General features: G+C 72.7%; 15 protein-coding genes. 10 read left to right on the forward strand and 5 right to left on the reverse strand.

Annotation, left to right across the window (positions count from 1 at the left end; all coding sequences use genetic code 11):
* Positions 1-69 precede the first annotated feature (69 nt).
* The 3 genes from DEI93_RS05165 (at position 70) to rlmN (ending at position 4,194) form a co-directional block, all read left to right on the forward strand.
* Positions 70-1,548: a mannitol dehydrogenase family protein gene (locus DEI93_RS05165; RefSeq protein ID WP_111119501.1), complete on the forward strand. Its 1,479-nt coding sequence runs from the start codon at positions 70-72 to the stop codon at positions 1,546-1,548.
* 251 nt (positions 1,549-1,799) lie between these two features.
* The gene (locus tag DEI93_RS05170; RefSeq protein WP_111119500.1) at positions 1,800-2,708 is read left to right on the forward strand and encodes a hypothetical protein; all 909 of its coding nucleotides are present in this window, start codon (positions 1,800-1,802) and stop codon (positions 2,706-2,708) included.
* Positions 2,709-2,943: 235 nt separating this feature from the next.
* Positions 2,944-4,194 carry a dual-specificity RNA methyltransferase RlmN gene (rlmN, locus tag DEI93_RS05175; RefSeq protein WP_111119499.1) on the forward strand — a complete coding sequence of 417 codons (1,251 nt, stop codon included), beginning with the start codon at positions 2,944-2,946 and terminating at the stop codon, positions 4,192-4,194.
* Between the two features lie 253 nt (positions 4,195-4,447).
* Here rlmN and DEI93_RS05180 read toward each other — a convergent pair whose 3' ends face one another.
* Positions 4,448-5,026 (reverse strand): TetR/AcrR family transcriptional regulator, encoded by a 579-nt coding sequence (locus tag DEI93_RS05180; RefSeq protein ID WP_111012765.1) that lies wholly within the window; start codon positions 5,024-5,026, stop codon positions 4,448-4,450.
* Between the two features lie 97 nt (positions 5,027-5,123).
* On the opposite strand from DEI93_RS05180, the gene DEI93_RS05185 reads away from it, so the two are divergent.
* From DEI93_RS05185 to solA, 4 genes are all read left to right on the forward strand, one after another.
* A complete protein-coding gene (locus tag DEI93_RS05185; protein ID WP_111119498.1) occupies positions 5,124-6,005 on the forward strand; it encodes an NAD-dependent epimerase/dehydratase family protein in 882 nt (293 codons plus the stop codon).
* A 288-nt stretch (positions 6,006-6,293) separates the two neighbouring features.
* Positions 6,294-7,274, forward strand: a complete 981-nt coding sequence (locus DEI93_RS05190; protein ID WP_111119497.1) for a sugar phosphate isomerase/epimerase family protein — start codon at positions 6,294-6,296, stop codon at positions 7,272-7,274.
* Positions 7,271-8,224, forward strand: coding sequence for a 3-hydroxyacyl-CoA dehydrogenase family protein (locus tag DEI93_RS05195; protein ID WP_111035988.1), 954 nt, complete (start codon positions 7,271-7,273; stop codon positions 8,222-8,224). Before DEI93_RS05190 ends, DEI93_RS05195 begins: the two co-directional genes overlap by 4 nt.
* A 10-nt stretch (positions 8,225-8,234) precedes the next feature.
* A complete protein-coding gene (gene solA, locus DEI93_RS05200) occupies positions 8,235-9,374 on the forward strand; it encodes an N-methyl-L-tryptophan oxidase (RefSeq protein WP_111119496.1) in 1,140 nt (379 codons plus the stop codon).
* 23 nt (positions 9,375-9,397) lie between these two features.
* Here the strand turns inward: solA and DEI93_RS05205 are convergent, their stop codons facing one another.
* Positions 9,398-10,282, reverse strand: a complete 885-nt coding sequence (locus DEI93_RS05205) for an oxidoreductase (protein WP_258372204.1) — start codon at positions 10,280-10,282, stop codon at positions 9,398-9,400.
* Positions 10,283-10,348: 66 nt separating this feature from the next.
* Here DEI93_RS05205 and DEI93_RS05210 point away from each other — a divergent pair, with 66 nt between their 5' ends.
* The 3 genes from DEI93_RS05210 to DEI93_RS05220 all read left to right on the forward strand — a co-directional run bounded on the left by DEI93_RS05210 (position 10,349) and on the right by DEI93_RS05220 (position 12,152).
* Positions 10,349-10,954, forward strand: coding sequence for an LppP/LprE family lipoprotein (locus DEI93_RS05210; protein ID WP_111119494.1), 606 nt, complete (start codon positions 10,349-10,351; stop codon positions 10,952-10,954).
* Between the two features lie 8 nt (positions 10,955-10,962).
* Positions 10,963-11,634 carry a hypothetical protein gene (locus DEI93_RS05215; protein ID WP_258372203.1) on the forward strand — a complete coding sequence of 224 codons (672 nt, stop codon included), beginning with the start codon at positions 10,963-10,965 and terminating at the stop codon, positions 11,632-11,634.
* A gap of 92 nt (positions 11,635-11,726) precedes the next feature.
* Positions 11,727-12,152, forward strand: coding sequence for a RidA family protein (locus tag DEI93_RS05220; protein WP_258372202.1), 426 nt, complete (start codon positions 11,727-11,729; stop codon positions 12,150-12,152).
* Positions 12,153-12,197: 45 nt separating this feature from the next.
* Here DEI93_RS05220 and DEI93_RS05225 read toward each other — a convergent pair whose 3' ends face one another.
* The 3 genes from DEI93_RS05225 to DEI93_RS05235 all read right to left on the reverse strand — a co-directional run bounded on the left by DEI93_RS05225 (position 12,198) and on the right by DEI93_RS05235 (position 15,220).
* Positions 12,198-12,746 carry a hypothetical protein gene (locus DEI93_RS05225; RefSeq protein WP_111119492.1) on the reverse strand — a complete coding sequence of 183 codons (549 nt, stop codon included), beginning with the start codon at positions 12,744-12,746 and terminating at the stop codon, positions 12,198-12,200.
* A 219-nt stretch (positions 12,747-12,965) separates the two neighbouring features.
* Complete coding sequence (locus DEI93_RS05230; protein ID WP_111119491.1) at positions 12,966-13,427, reverse strand: ribose-5-phosphate isomerase; 462 nt, start codon at positions 13,425-13,427, stop codon at positions 12,966-12,968.
* Complete coding sequence (locus tag DEI93_RS05235) at positions 13,424-15,220, reverse strand: dihydroxyacetone kinase family protein (protein WP_111119490.1); 1,797 nt, start codon at positions 15,218-15,220, stop codon at positions 13,424-13,426. The genes DEI93_RS05230 and DEI93_RS05235 overlap by 4 nt, the downstream gene beginning before the upstream one ends.
* Position 15,221: the final 1 nt, after the last annotated feature.

Genomic DNA, 15,221 nt, shown 5'->3' on the forward strand with positions numbered 1-15,221 from the left:
CAGACGCCACCACCGGTCGTACAGTGACGGGAGGGGCGTGCGACGGAGCGCGCCACGGGAGGACCCCACATGACCACGCTCAGCAACGCCACCCTCGACACGCTCACCGGCGTCGCCGTGCCCACCTACGACCGGAGCGCCGTCACGACCGGCATCGTCCACTTCGGCCTCGGCAACTTCCACCGGGCGCACCAGGCGATGTACGTCGACCGGCTCATGAACGCCGGGGGAGAGCTGTGCTGGGGGATCACCGGCGTCGGGGTCATGCCGCGCGACGCCGAGATGCGCGACGCGCTCGACTCCCAGGACCACCTGTACACACTCGTGCTCAAGCACCCCGACGGGACCCTGGAGCCCCGTGTCATCGGCTCCGTCGCGGACTTCCTGTACGCCCCGGACGACCCGGAGGCCGTGCTCGCCCTGATGGCCGCGCCCACCACGCGCATCGTGTCCCTGACCGTCACCGAGGGCGGTTACAACATCGATCACGTCACGGGGCAGTTCGTCCTCGACGCCCCGGCGATCGCCGCGGACCTGACGCCCGGGGCGACGCCGACGACGATGTTCGGGTTCATCACCGAGGCCCTGCGCCGCCGCCACGACGGGGGCATCCCGCCGTTCACCGTGATGTCGTGCGACAACATCCAGGGCAACGGCGACACCGCCCGGCAGACCATCGTCGCGTTCGCCACCGCGAAGGACCCGGAGCTCGGCGCGTGGATCGAGCGGCACGTGTCGTTCCCGAACTCCATGGTGGACCGGATCACCCCGGTCACCACGGATGCCGACCGGGCGATGGTCCGGGACGAGTTCGGCATCGACGACGCCTGGCCCGTCGTCGCGGAGCCCTTCGAGCAGTGGGTGCTCGAGGACCGGTTCACCCTGCGCCGTCCGCTGTACGAGACGGCCGGCGTGCAGGTCGTCGAGGACGTCGTGCCCTACGAGCTCATGAAGCTCCGCCTGCTCAACGCCTCGCACCAGGCGATGGCGTACTTCGGCCTCCTGTCCGGGCACACGTACGCGCACGAGGCCGCGACCGACCCGCTGATCGCCCGGCTCCTCGAGCGCTACATGGACGAGGAGGCGACGCCCACGCTCGACCCCGTGCCGGGCATCGACCTCGACCAGTACAAGGCGACGCTCATGGAGCGGTTCGGCAATCCCGCGATCCTCGACACGCTCGCGCGGCTGGCCGCCGAGTCGTCGGACCGGATCCCGAAGTGGCTGCTGCCGGTGGTGCGCGCCGACCTGGAGGCGGGCCTCCCCATCGACCTGTCGGCCGCGGTCGTCGCCAGCTGGGCCCGGTACGCCGAGGGGGTCGGCGAGCACGGCGAGCGGTTCGAGGTGGTCGACCAGCTCCGCGACGTCCTCATGCCCGCGGCGGCGCAGCAGCGGTCGGACGACCTCGCGTTCCTGCGCAACCGGGAGGTGTTCGGGGACCTCGTCGACGACGAGCGGTTCACGGCGCCCTACCGTCGCAGCCTCGGCACCCTCTGCTCCGCCGGTGCGCAGGCGGCGCTCGACGAGGTCCTGTCGGTCCGCCGCTGACGCGGCCCGTTCCCGCCTGCCCCGTCCCGTCGCGCCCGCCCGCTCTGCCCGTCCCGCCGCCCAAGAACCCGCTGGTTTTCGACAGATCCGCTGTCGGACGACACCGACATCGTCGCCACATCCGCACGCATCTCGTGCGCCTGCATGCAGCGACGACGCGGCGGTCGTTCAACACCAGATCGGTCGTTCCGTCCGGGAGGCCCGGTGCGCCTCCGCCCCGCCGCTCCCGGCCGCCGTGCCACACTGGCGCGATGCGGTGGACGGGGGACGTCGAGCGGGGTGCGTGGTTGGTGGCCCGGCTCGGCCGGTGGGCGAGCGTCGGCGGTGTCGTCGGGGACGGTTGGGAGGCCTACGCCCGGGTCCTGCATCCCATGGGGGCCGTCCGGACCGAGTACCGGGACGACGACCCGGCGGAGCATCCCCGCGACCCGTGGACCTGGTCCGAGGTCGCGCGGCGCCTCAGGGTGCCGCTGACCCCGCTCACCTCGTCGACCGTGCTGCTCGGCGAGGACGAACACGGCGAGGACGAGCACGGCCGCGAACTGCCGGACGGGTGGAGCGTCGAGCCGCCGGTGCAGGGCGGACTCGAGCCGCGCCTCCTGGCTGCGCTCACGTCGTCGCTCCGCGCGGCGACGACGACCCCGGACGCGGTGACGGTCGGGGTCTGGAGCGGGTGGGGCGCGCTGAACCGGGACTTCGGTTTCGCCGGCGTCGGCTATCTGGGAGAGCTGCCCTCGGCTGAGCAGCGGGCGGCGGACCTGCGCGAGGCGGAGGCCGGTCGTCTCGAGCAGTTCGAACTCGACGTGTCGTCCGAGGTGTCGGCGGCGATCCAGGGCGGACCACTCCTCGAGGCGCCGTGGCGAGAGTACGTGCTGCTCACGGGCAGCGTCGCGGAGCTCGCCGACCCCGACTGGGGCTTCGACGCCAGGATCGGGTGGAGGCGGAGCGTGTGGGGCGCCACTCGGTGGCCGATGCCGCAACTCATCTGGCCGGCGGACCGAGCATGGGTCGTCGCGTCGGAGATCGACTGGGACTCGACGATCGTCGGCGGCTCCCGGGCGCTGGTCGATGCGGTCCTGGCCGCCGAGCGGTTCGAGGCGTTCGAGGTCCATCCGGATGACGTCCCTGCGGCCGGTCCGTCGGGCAGCGGAATGGGCTGATCCGGGGCGTTCCCGCGGCGATTCCCGCGTCGACGACGGGTCGGCCGGCGACGGAACCGCTGTCGTTCGACGTCCACACCGTCGGTGGTTGCGGAAGCACCGGACGTGGGCCTATCAGCCGACCTTGCCGTTGTCGGACGACGCCGGGGGTGGCGGAAACAGGCGGACCGGCCGGGGCGGGGGCAGCAGGACGCCCGGACTGTCGGAAACGACCGGGGTCCCGTAGAATCGCCCGATGCCCTCCGACCTCCGCACCCCCGGCCTCCGCCCCGCGACCGTGAGCACGGAGGCCGCCCGCCCCCAGGTCCGTCCGACGACCGAGGGCTGGAAGCAGCAGCTCGACCCGACCGGCCGCCCGCTGCTGCAGTTCGCGTCGCCGAAGCGCGGCAAGCCGCCGGTGCACCTCGCGGACCTGTCGGCCGAGGAGCGCGTCGCCCGCGTCAAGGAGCTCGGCCTGCCGGGCTTCCGGGCGAAGCAGCTCATGACGCACTACTTCACGCACTACACCTCGGACCCGGCGGCGATGACGGACCTGCCCGCCGCCGGACGCGAGGAGCTCGTCGCCGGACTGCTGCCGCCCCTCCTGACCGAGGCCCGGCGCCTGACGACCGACAAGGGCGACACGATCAAGTTCCTGTGGAAGCTGCACGACGGCGCGCTCGTCGAGTCGGTGCTCATGCGGTACCCAGGCCGGATCACGCTGTGCGTGTCGTCGCAGGCCGGCTGCGGGATGAACTGCCCGTTCTGTGCCACGGGGCAGAACGGCTTGACGCGCAACATGTCGACCGCCGAGATCGTCGAACAGATCGTCCGGGCGAACGCGGCGCTGGCGGCGGGGGAGCTCGCGGGTGCCCCGACCCGTGGCGGCCAGGACCGAACCGACCCCGAGCGCGTCACGAACATCGTGTTCATGGGCATGGGGGAGCCGCTCGCGAACTACAAGCGCGTGATGGACGCCGTGCGCATCATGGTCGCACCGCAGCCGAACGGCCTCGGCATGAGCGCCCGGCACATCACCGTGTCGACGGTCGGACTCGTGCCCGCGATCGACAAGCTCGCCGACGAGGGCATCCCCCTCACGTTCGCGCTCTCCCTGCACGCGCCCGACGACGAGCTCCGCGACGAGATGATCCCGGTCAACTCCCGCTGGAAGGTCGACGAGGCCATCGACGCCGCGTACCGCTACTTCCAGAAGACGGGCCGTCGGGTGTCGATCGAGTACGCGCTCATCAAGGACATGAACGACCACGCCTGGCGCGCCGACCTGCTCGCGCACAAGCTCAACCAGCGCGGCCACGGCTGGGTCCACGTCAACCCGATCCCGCTCAACCCGACGCCCGGCTCCGTGTGGACGGCGTCGGAGCGCGACGTGACGGACGAGTTCGTGCGGCGCCTCAACGACGCCGGCATCCCGACGACACTCCGCGACACCCGCGGCAAGGAGATCGACGGCGCCTGCGGGCAGCTCGCCGCCGCCGACGTGTAGGGCGACCGCCCGCCGGCGGCGACCGCCCGCGGGCCGGGAGGCGCGGTGCGGGCTGGTGCCGTCCCTCCCGTCCGACGTCCGGTGCGGGGTGCGCTCGCCGACGACAACGGGACATGCGCCCGCATGCGCACTCGTCGTCGGCGTGCGCACGTGCGGCGCGCGGTACGAGTGGCGCCCGCAGGCGACAAGTGCGCCCGCAGGCGACAGCGCAGTTGTCGCTGGCGCGCGCAGATGCGGCGCGCGGGCCGCAGCGTCAGCCGAGTGACGCCGTCGCGGCCCGGAGGTCCTCGAGCGCGGCGAGCGCGTGCGGCGCGAGCCCGGCATCGTCGTCGCGGGGACCCTCGACCCAGCGGCTGTAGCCCTGCTTGAACGCGAGCAGACCCATCTCGGCCGCGAGGTGCGCGGTGGCGGCCGGGACACCGCGGGCGACGAGCGCGTCCGTCATGGCGACGGCGAGCCCGACGCTCTTCAGCGCGTCCCGTCCCTGCAGCTCCGCGCTCGCGGCGACGGCGGCCCGGAGCCGAGGCCCGATGTCGCGGTTCATCGGCCCCATCTCGTCCGAGGCGCGTGCGAGCCCGGCTGCGACGGCCTCGAGCGGGGACGCGTCGGCGGGAGCGGCGGCGATGCCCTCGGCGAGCAGGGTGCTCAGGGTCTCCTGCCCGGCGACGAGGAGTTCGCGCTTGTCCGGGAAGTACCGGAAGAAGGTGCTCTTGGTGACGCCGGCACGTTCGGCGATCTGCGCGACTGTCGTCTCGTCGTAGCCCTGCTCGGTGAACAGGTCGACGGCCGCGAGGACGAGTCGGTCCCGCGCTCCCGGTTCCCATCGCGCCATGCCATTCATCCTACGGCTCCGAGTCCGTGATGGGACAGTTGTCCCATCACGGTGCTACGGTGATGGGACAACAGTCTCATCACCCGGAGGAGTCCCCATGCACGTCTTCGTCACCGGCGGCACCGGCACGATCGGCACGCCCGTCGTCGCCGAGATGCTCGCCAACGGCCACACCGTCCTCGCCCTCGCCCGCTCCGAGGCCTCGGCCACCACGCTCGAGCAGGCCGGCGCCAGCACGATCCGGGGGAGCATCGCCGACCTCGACGTCCTCCGCACGGCTGCCGGGCAGGTCGACGGCGTGATCAGCCTGGCGTTCAGCCGCGACTACGGGTCGACCGAGTCGCTGCAGCAGGGCATGGCCGAGGAGACCGCGGCGATGACCACGCTGGCCGACGCGCTCCTGGGCAGCGACCGTCCGCTCGTCGTCGTCTCCGGGACGCCGTGGGCGGAGGGCCGCCCGTCCACCGAGGAGGACCCGCTGCCGACCGACGGACCCGTCGGCGGGCGCGGCATCACCGTGAACGCGATCCTCGGGTACGCCGACCGGGGAGTGCGGTCCTCGGCGATCCGCCTGCCCCGCACGGTGCACGCGAACGGGACGGGCGGGCTCGCCGGGCTCCTCACCGAGAACGCCAGGAGGACCGGCGTCGCGGGCTACCCGGGTGACGGCAGCCAGCGCTGGCCCGCCGTGCACGCCGCCGACGCCGCGGTGCTCTTCCGGCTGGCGCTCGAGTCCGCCCCGGCGGGGTCCGCGTGGCACGCCGTCGCCGACGAGGGTGACGCCGTGATCGACCTCGTCCGGGTGATCGGTCGGCGCCTCGGCCTTCCGGTCGAGCAGGTGCCCGAGGAGACCTTCGGCCCGTTCGGACCGATCTTCGCGACGGACCAGCCGGCCTCGAGCGCGATCACCCGCAGGGCGCTCGGCTGGACCCCGACGCACCCGAGCGTGCTCGAGGACCTCGAGCTCGTGCAGCCCTGACCCCCTGGCGGCCGGGAGGGACGGGGCGGGCTGGCACCGTCCCTCCCGGCCGACCCGCCGCGGCCCCTGCACGTGCGCGCGCCGACGACAACTGCGCTGTCGCTGGCGCGCGCACTCGTCGTCGGCGCGCACCCGCGCGCGCCGACGACGACTTCGCGCGCACCCGCGCGCGTCGACGACGACCACGCGCGAACTCAGCCGAGACGCCCGGGCCCGGACCCCCGCGGTCACCACCGGAGTAACGTCGGCCCCGGTGTCGCCCATGACGCCGATGTGCGAGGAGGCACCGTGGCCCGAGGACCAGACCGACCCGGAACCGAGCAGGACTGGGACCCCGCCACCTGGACCGCCGACACCTGGCCGATCGGCGTGTGTCTGCACGGGTTCCCACCGGTCGGTCGCGACGGCACCACGCTGCACGACGCCCCGATCGCGGTGTGGGACGACATCTTCGCCCAGATCGAGCGGGTGGGCTTCACGCTCGCCGAGATGGCCGACGACCGGATCCGCCCCGCCGACTACGACCCCGGCAAGCGTGACGAGCTCCTCGCCACCGCCAGGGAGCACGGCATCGGGATCCCCAGCGTGCACCTGCAGCGCCGGAGCGTCATCATGCCCGGGCACGAGGAGGAGAACCTCGCGTACGCGCACCGCACGATCGACGCCGCGGCCGCGTGGGGCATGCAGGTGTTCTCGACGGGGCTCCACCAGCCGTTCAGCGAGGCCCAGCGCAAGGCCCTGTGGTTCTGGACCGCGCCCGGGCCGAAGGACCCCGACGACCCGGAGGTCTGGGACCGCGCCGTCCGGTCGATCCGCGAGCTCGGCAAGCACGCCGCCGACGTCGGGCTGCCCCTCGCGCTCGAGATGTACGAGGACACGTACCTCGGCACGGCCGAGAGCGCCGTCCGGTTCGTGGAGGCGGTGGGCCTCGACAACGTCGGCCTCAACCCCGACGTCGCGAACCTCATCCGCCTGCACCGTCCGGTCGAGGACTGGCGCGAGGTGTTCTCCGCGACCCTCCCGTACGCGAACTACCTGCACGTCAAGAACTACACACGCGACGAGGCCGGTGACGGCTCCTGGGCGACGAGCGTCCCCTCGACGATGGAGACCGGCATCATCAACTACCGGCAGGTCCTGCGCGAGGCCGTGGACGTCGGGTTCCGCGGCATCATCATGACCGAGCAGTACGGCGGGGACAGCCTCGGCGTCTGCGCCACCAACCACCGGTACATCCGCACCCTGCTGCCCCAGGAGGTCGCACGATGAGTCAGATCAGAGCCGCCGTCGTCGGATCCGGGTACATGGGTGGCGGGATCGCGCAGATGCTCGCGCTGTCCGGGGCCGAGGTCGCCCTCGCCGACGTCTCCGCCGAGATCGCCGCGAGCAACCACACACGCCTGCTCGACGAGGCCCGGCAGTTCGTCGCCGATGGGCTGTTCCCCGCCGACGCGGTCGAGCGCATCGCCGCGCTCGTCCACCCCGCCGAGTCCGTCGAGGCCGCCGTCGCCGACGCCGAGTTCATCGAGGAGGCCGTGCCCGAGAAGATCGAGATCAAGCACGCCACCCTCGCGCGGATCAGCGCAGCCGCGAGCCGGGAGGCGGTGATCGGCTCGAACACGTCGACCATCCGCATCAGCGCACTCGCCGAGGCCGTCGAGGGACCCGAACGGTTCCTCGGGGTGCACTTCTCGAACCCCGCGCCGTTCATCCCCGGCGTCGAGATCATCCCGCACGAGACCACCACCGAGTCCGCGATCACGACCGCCGAGACGATCGTCCGCGCGACCGGCAAGCAGACCGCCCGGGTCAAGGACAGCGTCGGCTTCGTCCTCAACCGCCTGCAGTACGCGCTGTTCTCCGAGGCCGCGGACATCGCCGCCGAGGGCATCGCGAGCCCCGAGGACATCGACACCATCGTCCGGACCACGTTCGGCTTCCGGCTGCCCGTGTTCGGCCCGTTCGCGATCGCCGACATGGCGGGCCTGGACGTGTACGCGTTCTGCTACGCGTCCCTCCAGACCCGGTGGCCGGAGCGGTTCGCGACCCCGGAGTCGCTCGCCGCGCTCGTGGCCGAGGGCAAGTTCGGCACGAAGTCGGGCGCCGGCTACCTCGACGTCCCGGCCGACCGGACGCCGGAACTCGTCGCGTACCGGAACCGGGCGTACGTGGCGTTGCAGAAGCTGCTCGACGAGCTCGGCCCCGCACCGATCGACTGACCGGACCGCGATGGAGGAGTTCGACGTCGCCGTCGTGGGCGCCGGGGCGCTGGGCAGCGCCGCTGCCCACCACCTGGCACTCCGGGGTGCGACGGTGGTCCTGTTCGAACAGTTCGAGTTCGGTCACGTGCGCGGTGCCTCCCACGACACATCGAGGATCCTCCGCACCTCGTACGGGGACGAGGCCTACGTCCGGCTCGCGAAGTCGGCGTACCGGGACTGGGCCGAGCTGGAACGCGTCAGCGGCGAACGCCTCGTGACCACCACCGGCGGCGTCGTGTTCGTGCCACCGGGCAGTCCGTACCCCGTGACGGCCTTCACCGCGGCACTCACGGCGCAGGACCTGCCGTTCGAGCTCATGGACCGGGACGCGGTCGCCGCCCGATGGCCGCAGTTCACCCTGCCCCCGGGAGTCGAGACCGTGTTCTCGCCCGACACCGGGATCGTCCCCGCGTCCCGCACCGTCGCCACGCTCCAGATGCAGGCACGGTCGCACGGAGCGGTGCTCCGCGACCGGACACGGGTCGAGGAGCTCCGACCCCAACCCGACGGAGTCGTCGTCATGACGACCGCGGGGACGGTCCGAGCGCGGAAGGTCGTCGTCGCCGCCGACGCGTGGACGAACGCGCTCATCGCGCCCCTCGGTGTCGAGGTCCCGCTCGTGACGATGCAGGAGCAGGTCACGTACTTCGGGCCGGACCGCCCCGAGGACTTCGGCGACGACCGGCTCCCCGTGTGGATCTGGGAGGACGAGCCCTGCTACTACGGGTTCCCGACCTACGGGGAGCCGACCGTCAAGGCGGGTCGAGACGCCTCCGACAACCGCATGACGCCCGACGAGCGGACCTTCCGGCACTCGGAGGAGCTCCTGGACCAGCTGCGGGCGTTCATGCGCGGGTTCCTGCCCGCCAGCGGCGAGGACGTCCGGACCATCACCTGCCAGTACACGCTGACCCCCGGCCGGCGGTTCGTGGTCGACGCGCTGCCGGAGCACCCGGACGTGCTCGTCGCGCTCGGGGCCGCCCACGCGTTCAAGTTCACGCCGACGATCGGGCGGATCCTGGCGGAGCTCGCCCTCGATGGTCGGACCGATGACGACATCAGCGCCTTCCGGCTCAGGGATGTCCTGGCCCCCGTGCCGACCGCCTGACCGTCCGCGCCGGGCCTCCCGGGTCAGCCGGGTCCGTCGCTCGCGGCGGCGAGCAGCGGCACGACCACGTCGCTGACCGGGGTGGGGATGCCGTGCATGCGGCCGAGCCGTGCCACGACCTCGTTCCGGATCCGCCACTCGAGCGGGCGGTCCGCGGCGCGGTCGGTGAGGATCGAGGTCCCGAGGTCCGCCGGCTGAGCGCGGAGACCGTCGAGGACCTCCTGCGGGACGTCGTCGCCGAGGCGGGCGCCCGCTGCCCGTGCCACGGCGAGGCACTCGGCGAGGTAGTCGAGCGTCAGCCGGGCGACGTCCTCGCGTCGGAACATCCCGGATCGCCGCCCGCTCAGCGCCATGAGCCCCGCGGCGGCGTTGTGGAGCAGCTTGCGCCACGCGACGGTCACGAAGTCCTCGGTGACGTCGACCGCGCACCGGGTGCTCTTGAGGACATCGACCACCGACTGCGCCGCCGGCACGTCGGGGAGCGTGAGGCGCGGCGGTCGCCGCAGCGCCACCGTGCCGTCCGGCTCGGCCTGGGCGGGGAACCACACGACGGCCGGGAGGACCGTGCCCGCGACCCACCGACCGACGCTCGCCTCCTGCTCCACCCCGTTCTGCAGCACGCACACGACCGTGTCTGCGTGGCACAGCGCGGGGAGCCAGGGCCCGGCGGCCTCGATCTGGGTGGCCTTGACGGCGAGGAACACGACGTCGACGGGTCCGGACATCGTCGTCGGATCGGTGTGCACCGGCCCGGGGACGACGACGACCGCGCCGTCCGGGGTCCGGAGTCGGAGGTGCTCCCGCGGCGTCCGGCCGGCGAGCAGCGGGGTCCGACCGGCCTCGTGGAGCGCTGCTGCCACCGTCGTGCCGATCGCACCCGGGCCGACGATCGCGATGCTCGGGTCCATGGACTCCATCCTGGCGCTTCGGCGCACGGTCAGGACGCGCTCGGCGAGCGGGGCCAATGTGGAGGCATGCTCACACGACGTTCCTCGGGTCTGGTCCTCCTCGGCACGGCGCTCACCGTGGTGCTCGCCGGATGCGCGGGCGGGACCACCTCGCCACACCCGAGCAGCACGGCGCGCACGGTCACGCACAGCACCCCGACACCGTCCGCCGCCCCCGCCTCGCCCAGCACCACGAGCACCCCGAGTGCGACGAGCACGTGCGGACCCGCGACGGGGCGGGCTGCCGCCGCGACGGGGATCGCGGCACTCCCGCTCCCGGTGAACCTGCGGGGAACGGCCCACTGGGACGCGGCGGGCGCCGACTACTCCGGGTACGACCCCTGCGCGCCGCTGTCGTGGTCGGTCGTGACCGTCTCCGGCTCCACGGCGAGCTCCCCGTACGCGATCCTGCTGTTCCACGACGGCACCTACCTCGGAACCGCGACGAAGGAGCAGTACGCGTTCCAGCCCACGGTCCGGCGGACCTCGTCGACGAGCATCGCCGTGACCTACCCGTACCCGCAGGGCAACGACTCCGACGCCGATCCGACCGGCCGCGGGAACGCCACGTACACCTGGGACGCCGGTGCCGGGAAGGTCACGATGGACGGCAGCACGCCTCCGGCGCAGTGAGTCAGCCCGTGTCCGACATGCTGGTGGGCGAGCACCGCACGACGTCGGCGTCGCTCGCTGTGACGGCCCGGCGGCATCCGTCGACCATCGTGTTCAGCGTGCTCGCCGTCATGTTCGCGGTCCTGACGGTCGTGCTGCTCGTCCGCATCCACGGCGTCCACTCGGACGCGTTCCCGCTCGCCCTGCGCGCCGGGGGTCTCGCCACCATCGCGTGCGCGGCCGGTGGCCCGCTGCGTCTGGTGCGACTCCGCCGGAGGGACGAGCGCGGTGCGCTGAGCGCCCGGAATCCCGGGATCGCCTTCGTCAGCGCGCTGGCGACCCCGACGACGAAGGACGACCTCGCCGCGTGGGACCCCGGTCTCTCCGTCACGTTCCCGTGCCAGCTCGCGTTCTCCGCGCGGGGCATCGCGATCTGGGACACCGAGACCGACACGGAGGGCCATCGCCTCGCGGAGCGGGCCGAGGTGCTGTCGATCGAGCCGTTCCACACCCCGGACCACTCGTGGGAACAGTCCGAGCAGGGATGGGGCGTCGTGCTGCACCTCGCCCCACGCGACGGCGTGAGCACCAGCCGGTACACGGGCGTCGTGCACCTGCGGGTCGAGGACGCGCAGACGGAGCGCGACGAGTACGCGGCCAGGCAGTCGATCGCGGTGATGGAGCGGGCGCTCGGCCGTTGACTACTCGGCGGCCCACGCCTCGTCCTGTGCAGGTGATCGAGCGGAAGGCCCGGTGCCGGACCACGCTGACGAGGAGCGAGGAGGATGGTCGCGTGAGCGAGACGACCGATCCGAAGACCGTGACGCTCATCCGGTCCGCGAGCCTCGCGCAGGGTGTCGACTACGCCTACGCCGCGACCGCTCCCGCCGACGCGCGGCTGGTGTTCCTGGCGGGGGCCTGTCCCGTCGACGAGACCGGCGCGACCGTCGCGCTCGGGGACCACGCCGGACAGGCTGCCAAGTGCGTCGAGAACATGGTGACGGCGCTCCGCGCGGCAGGCGCCGGCATCGAGGACGTCATCAGCACGCGGGTCCTCGTCGCGTCGTCGCGGCAGGCGGACCTCATCGCCGCCTGGGACGTCGTGCGTGCCGCGTTCGGTGCGCACGACGTCCCGAGCACCCTGCTCGGCGTCACCGTGCTCGGGTACGACGGGCAGCTCGTCGAGATCGAGGCGGTCGCCGCGGTCCTCGACGTGTGACGTCCCGCGGCGGCGGGCGGTCACCGTAGTCGAGCGGACGGTCGGTCAGCTGCTGACCCCCGACAGGTCGCACGCGTTCGTGCGGGGCGCCTGCACGCCGAGCGGCGTGTCGAGGTGCTCGGTCCGAACCGTGCCGAGTCGTCCGCGGTACGACACCTGCACGTCGCCGATGGCAACCGAGCGGGCGTGCTGGGCCACGGTCATGCTCACGAGGACCGTCGACCAGCTCCGGGCTGGCAGGTTCGCGGCGACGGCATCCTGGACGTGGCCCTGACGGCGGAAGGACCGCAGGGGCCCGAAGGTGTTCAACGAGAGGCGCTTGCCGCTGATCACCCGGAAGCGCACCTTCCCTGCGCCGGTCTGCTCGCCCGCACGCATGCCCATGACGCGGACGGGCACGGACGAGTCGTTGCGTACCGGGATCGTCACCGTCATGGAGCGCGGCCCGTTCCGCGCGGCCCATCCCGCGCACACATCGCCGCTCAAGTGCGCCGTGTCGAGCCGGTCGGGCTGGGTCAGGGCGATGGCGAACAGGGCTGCGAGCACGAGGGCGGTGACGACGGACACGGCGATCGCGTGACGCGCGAGGGACACGGGCCGAGCATAGGGGAGCATCAGTCAGCTACGGGTCGCATGGACCACGGCGGTCATCGTGCTCGACCACGCTGTGTGGTCGTTCCCGCGGAGAGGGACCGGTCCGCGGCCTCACCGTCGCCCGGCTCGTCATCTTCGGCAGCACCGCCGTCGGGTCGACGCTCGCCGGGGCGCTGAGCACCCGACCCCCTGCGGGCGTGAGCGCGTCAGCCCTCGTACTCAGTGCGCCGCTTCGTACGCCCGGATCTCCTCGACCTTGTCGTTCGACGCGCTCGAGCTGTCGAACTCGTACGTCAGCCACTCCCGCACGTTGCGGCGGGCGAGCTCGAGGCCGATGACGCGCTGCCCCATGCAGAGCACCTGCGCGTCGTTCGACAGGATCGACCGCTCGACCGAGTAGGAGTCATGCGCGGTCACGGCCCGGATGCCCGGCACCTTGTTCGCCGAGATCGCGACGCCGAGGCCGGTGCCGCAGAACAGGATCGCCCGGTCGGCGTCCCCGCGGGCGACGATCTCCGCCGCGGCGGTCGCCACGGTCGGGTAGTTCGTGTGCCCGTCGGCGTCCACACCGACGTCGACCACCGAGGCCACGAGGTCGCTCGACTCGAGGTCCTTGCGGATCGCTTCCTTGTAGTCGTACCCGGCGTCGTCCGAGCCGATCACCAATCGCCACTGGGTCATCGCGTGGCTCCTTCCTCGCGACGGTCTGTCGCTCCGGGGTCCCGGTGTACTCCGTCGTCGTCCGTGCCATCTGCGAGTGCGTCGCCAACGGCGCCGACGATCGCCGCGAACGACACGGCGCCTGGGTCGGGGGAGCCGACGGCCTTGTCGCCGTGCGTCTTCGCGCGCCCGAGGTGCGGCACGAGGTCCGCGGTCGACGCCGCACCCTCCTCGGCAGCGGAGGCGGCGGCCGCCCACGCGGTCGCCAGGTCGTCGCCCGCCTCGACCCGCGCGGTGAGCGTGTCGGCGAACGGCACGAGCGCGTCCACCATCGTCTTGTCACCGACGGCCGCTCCGCCCACCGACTGCACGGCCTCCCGGCCCTGGGCGACACCGGTCGCGACGGCGGTGGCGGTCGGCTGCGTCTCGTCGTCGAGCTCGCTCGCGAGGGTCCGCAGCAGCACGCCCCACAGCGCGCCCGAGGTGCCGCCCGCGCGGTCGGCCCAGCCCGCGCTCGCCCGGTGGAGGACCGTGGCGGCGCCGCCCTGGGCCTCCAGAGCGGCGGTCGCGGCGTCGAGTGCCGCGCTCGCGCCGCGCTGCATGCCGATGCCGTGGTCGCCGTCGCCGGCGATCGAGTCGAGGCGACCCCAGTCGTCGACGTTGTCCTGGACCGTCGTCGCGACCGTGCGGAGCAGGTCGACGATGTGTGCCGCGGACTCGCGGGACTCCGCACTGGAGGGCCGGATCGCGTCCTCCGTGTCGGCCTCCGCGGCCGTCGGTCCGGCGCTCACGAGGTCCTGCTGGACGCTGCCGCGACGGAACGCCGGGGTGTCGGCGGGCGCGGTCCACAGGCGCTCGAGCTCGTCGTCGAGCCAGAGCAGGGTCAGGGACGCACCGGCCATGTCGAAGCTCGTGCAGAACTCGCCCACCTGCGGGTCGACCACGGTGAGTCCGCGGTCCTGCAGCAGCCCGGCGATCGAGCGGTAGACGACGAACAGCTCCTCGACCTTGACCGACCCGAGCCCGTTGAGGATCGGGACCACCCGCGCGCCGTCGAGGTCGACGCCCTCGGGGATCTCCGCCTCGGCGAGGAGTCGCTCGACGAACAGCTCGGCGAGCCCCTCGGCGCTGGGGATGTCGGTCTCGTCGATGCCGGGCTCGCCGTGGATGCCGAGCCCGATCGCCATGCGTCCCTCGGGGACGTCGAACAGGGGTTCGTCGGCGCCGGGCAGCGTGCAGCCGCTGAACGCGACGCCCATCGACCGCGTCCGCTCGTTTGCCAGCACCGCCACGCGCTCGACGTCGTCGAGGTCCATGCCCTCGGCAGCGGCGGCCCCGGCCACCTTGAACACCGTGAGGTCGCCCGCGATGCCGCGACGCTTGCCGCGCTCGTCGCTCGACGCGCTGAAGATGTCGTCCGTCACGAGGACCGTGCGGCAGTCGATGCCGTCCGCCCGGACCGCGTCCTGCGCTGCCGTGAAGTTGAGGACGTCGCCGGCGTAGTTGCCGTAGCTGAGCAGGGCGCCCCGGCCATGCTCGCTCGCGCGGATCACCGACTCGACCTGGATCGACGACGGCGACGCGAACAGGTTGCCCATCGCCGCACCGTGCGCGAGCCCCGGACCGACGAGACCGCCGAACGCCGGCCAGTGACCCGAACCGCCGCCGATGACCACGGCGACCTCGGGGTCCGGGCTCCTCGTGGATCGGGTGACACCGCCTCGGACCTGGCGAACTCGATCGCCGTTCGCGAGGACGAAGCCCTCGATCATCTCGTCGACGAACTGGGTGGGCTGGTTCCACAGACGCGTCACG

The organism is Curtobacterium sp. MCBD17_035 (assembly GCF_003234815.2).
Lineage (GTDB): Bacteria > Actinomycetota > Actinomycetes > Actinomycetales > Microbacteriaceae > Curtobacterium.

What these genes read in the sequence shown, in the direction of transcription:
- DEI93_RS05210 (WP_111119494.1), top strand. Translation starts at nt 10,349, where the DNA reads ATGCTCACACGACGTTCCTCGGGTCTGGTCCTCCTCGGCACGGCGCTC.
- rlmN (WP_111119499.1), top strand. Translation starts at nt 2,944, where the DNA reads ATGCCCTCCGACCTCCGCACCCCCGGCCTCCGCCCCGCGACCGTGAGC.
- solA (WP_111119496.1), top strand. Translation starts at nt 8,235, where the DNA reads ATGGAGGAGTTCGACGTCGCCGTCGTGGGCGCCGGGGCGCTGGGCAGC.
- DEI93_RS05230 (WP_111119491.1), bottom strand. Translation starts at nt 13,427, where the DNA reads ATGACCCAGTGGCGATTGGTGATCGGCTCGGACGACGCCGGGTACGAC.
- DEI93_RS05195 (WP_111035988.1), top strand. Translation starts at nt 7,271, where the DNA reads ATGAGTCAGATCAGAGCCGCCGTCGTCGGATCCGGGTACATGGGTGGC.
- DEI93_RS05165 (WP_111119501.1), top strand. Translation starts at nt 70, where the DNA reads ATGACCACGCTCAGCAACGCCACCCTCGACACGCTCACCGGCGTCGCC.
- DEI93_RS05170 (WP_111119500.1), top strand. Translation starts at nt 1,800, where the DNA reads ATGCGGTGGACGGGGGACGTCGAGCGGGGTGCGTGGTTGGTGGCCCGG.
- DEI93_RS05185 (WP_111119498.1), top strand. Translation starts at nt 5,124, where the DNA reads ATGCACGTCTTCGTCACCGGCGGCACCGGCACGATCGGCACGCCCGTC.
- DEI93_RS05180 (WP_111012765.1), bottom strand. Translation starts at nt 5,026, where the DNA reads ATGGCGCGATGGGAACCGGGAGCGCGGGACCGACTCGTCCTCGCGGCC.
- DEI93_RS05205 (WP_258372204.1), bottom strand. Translation starts at nt 10,282, where the DNA reads ATGGACCCGAGCATCGCGATCGTCGGCCCGGGTGCGATCGGCACGACG.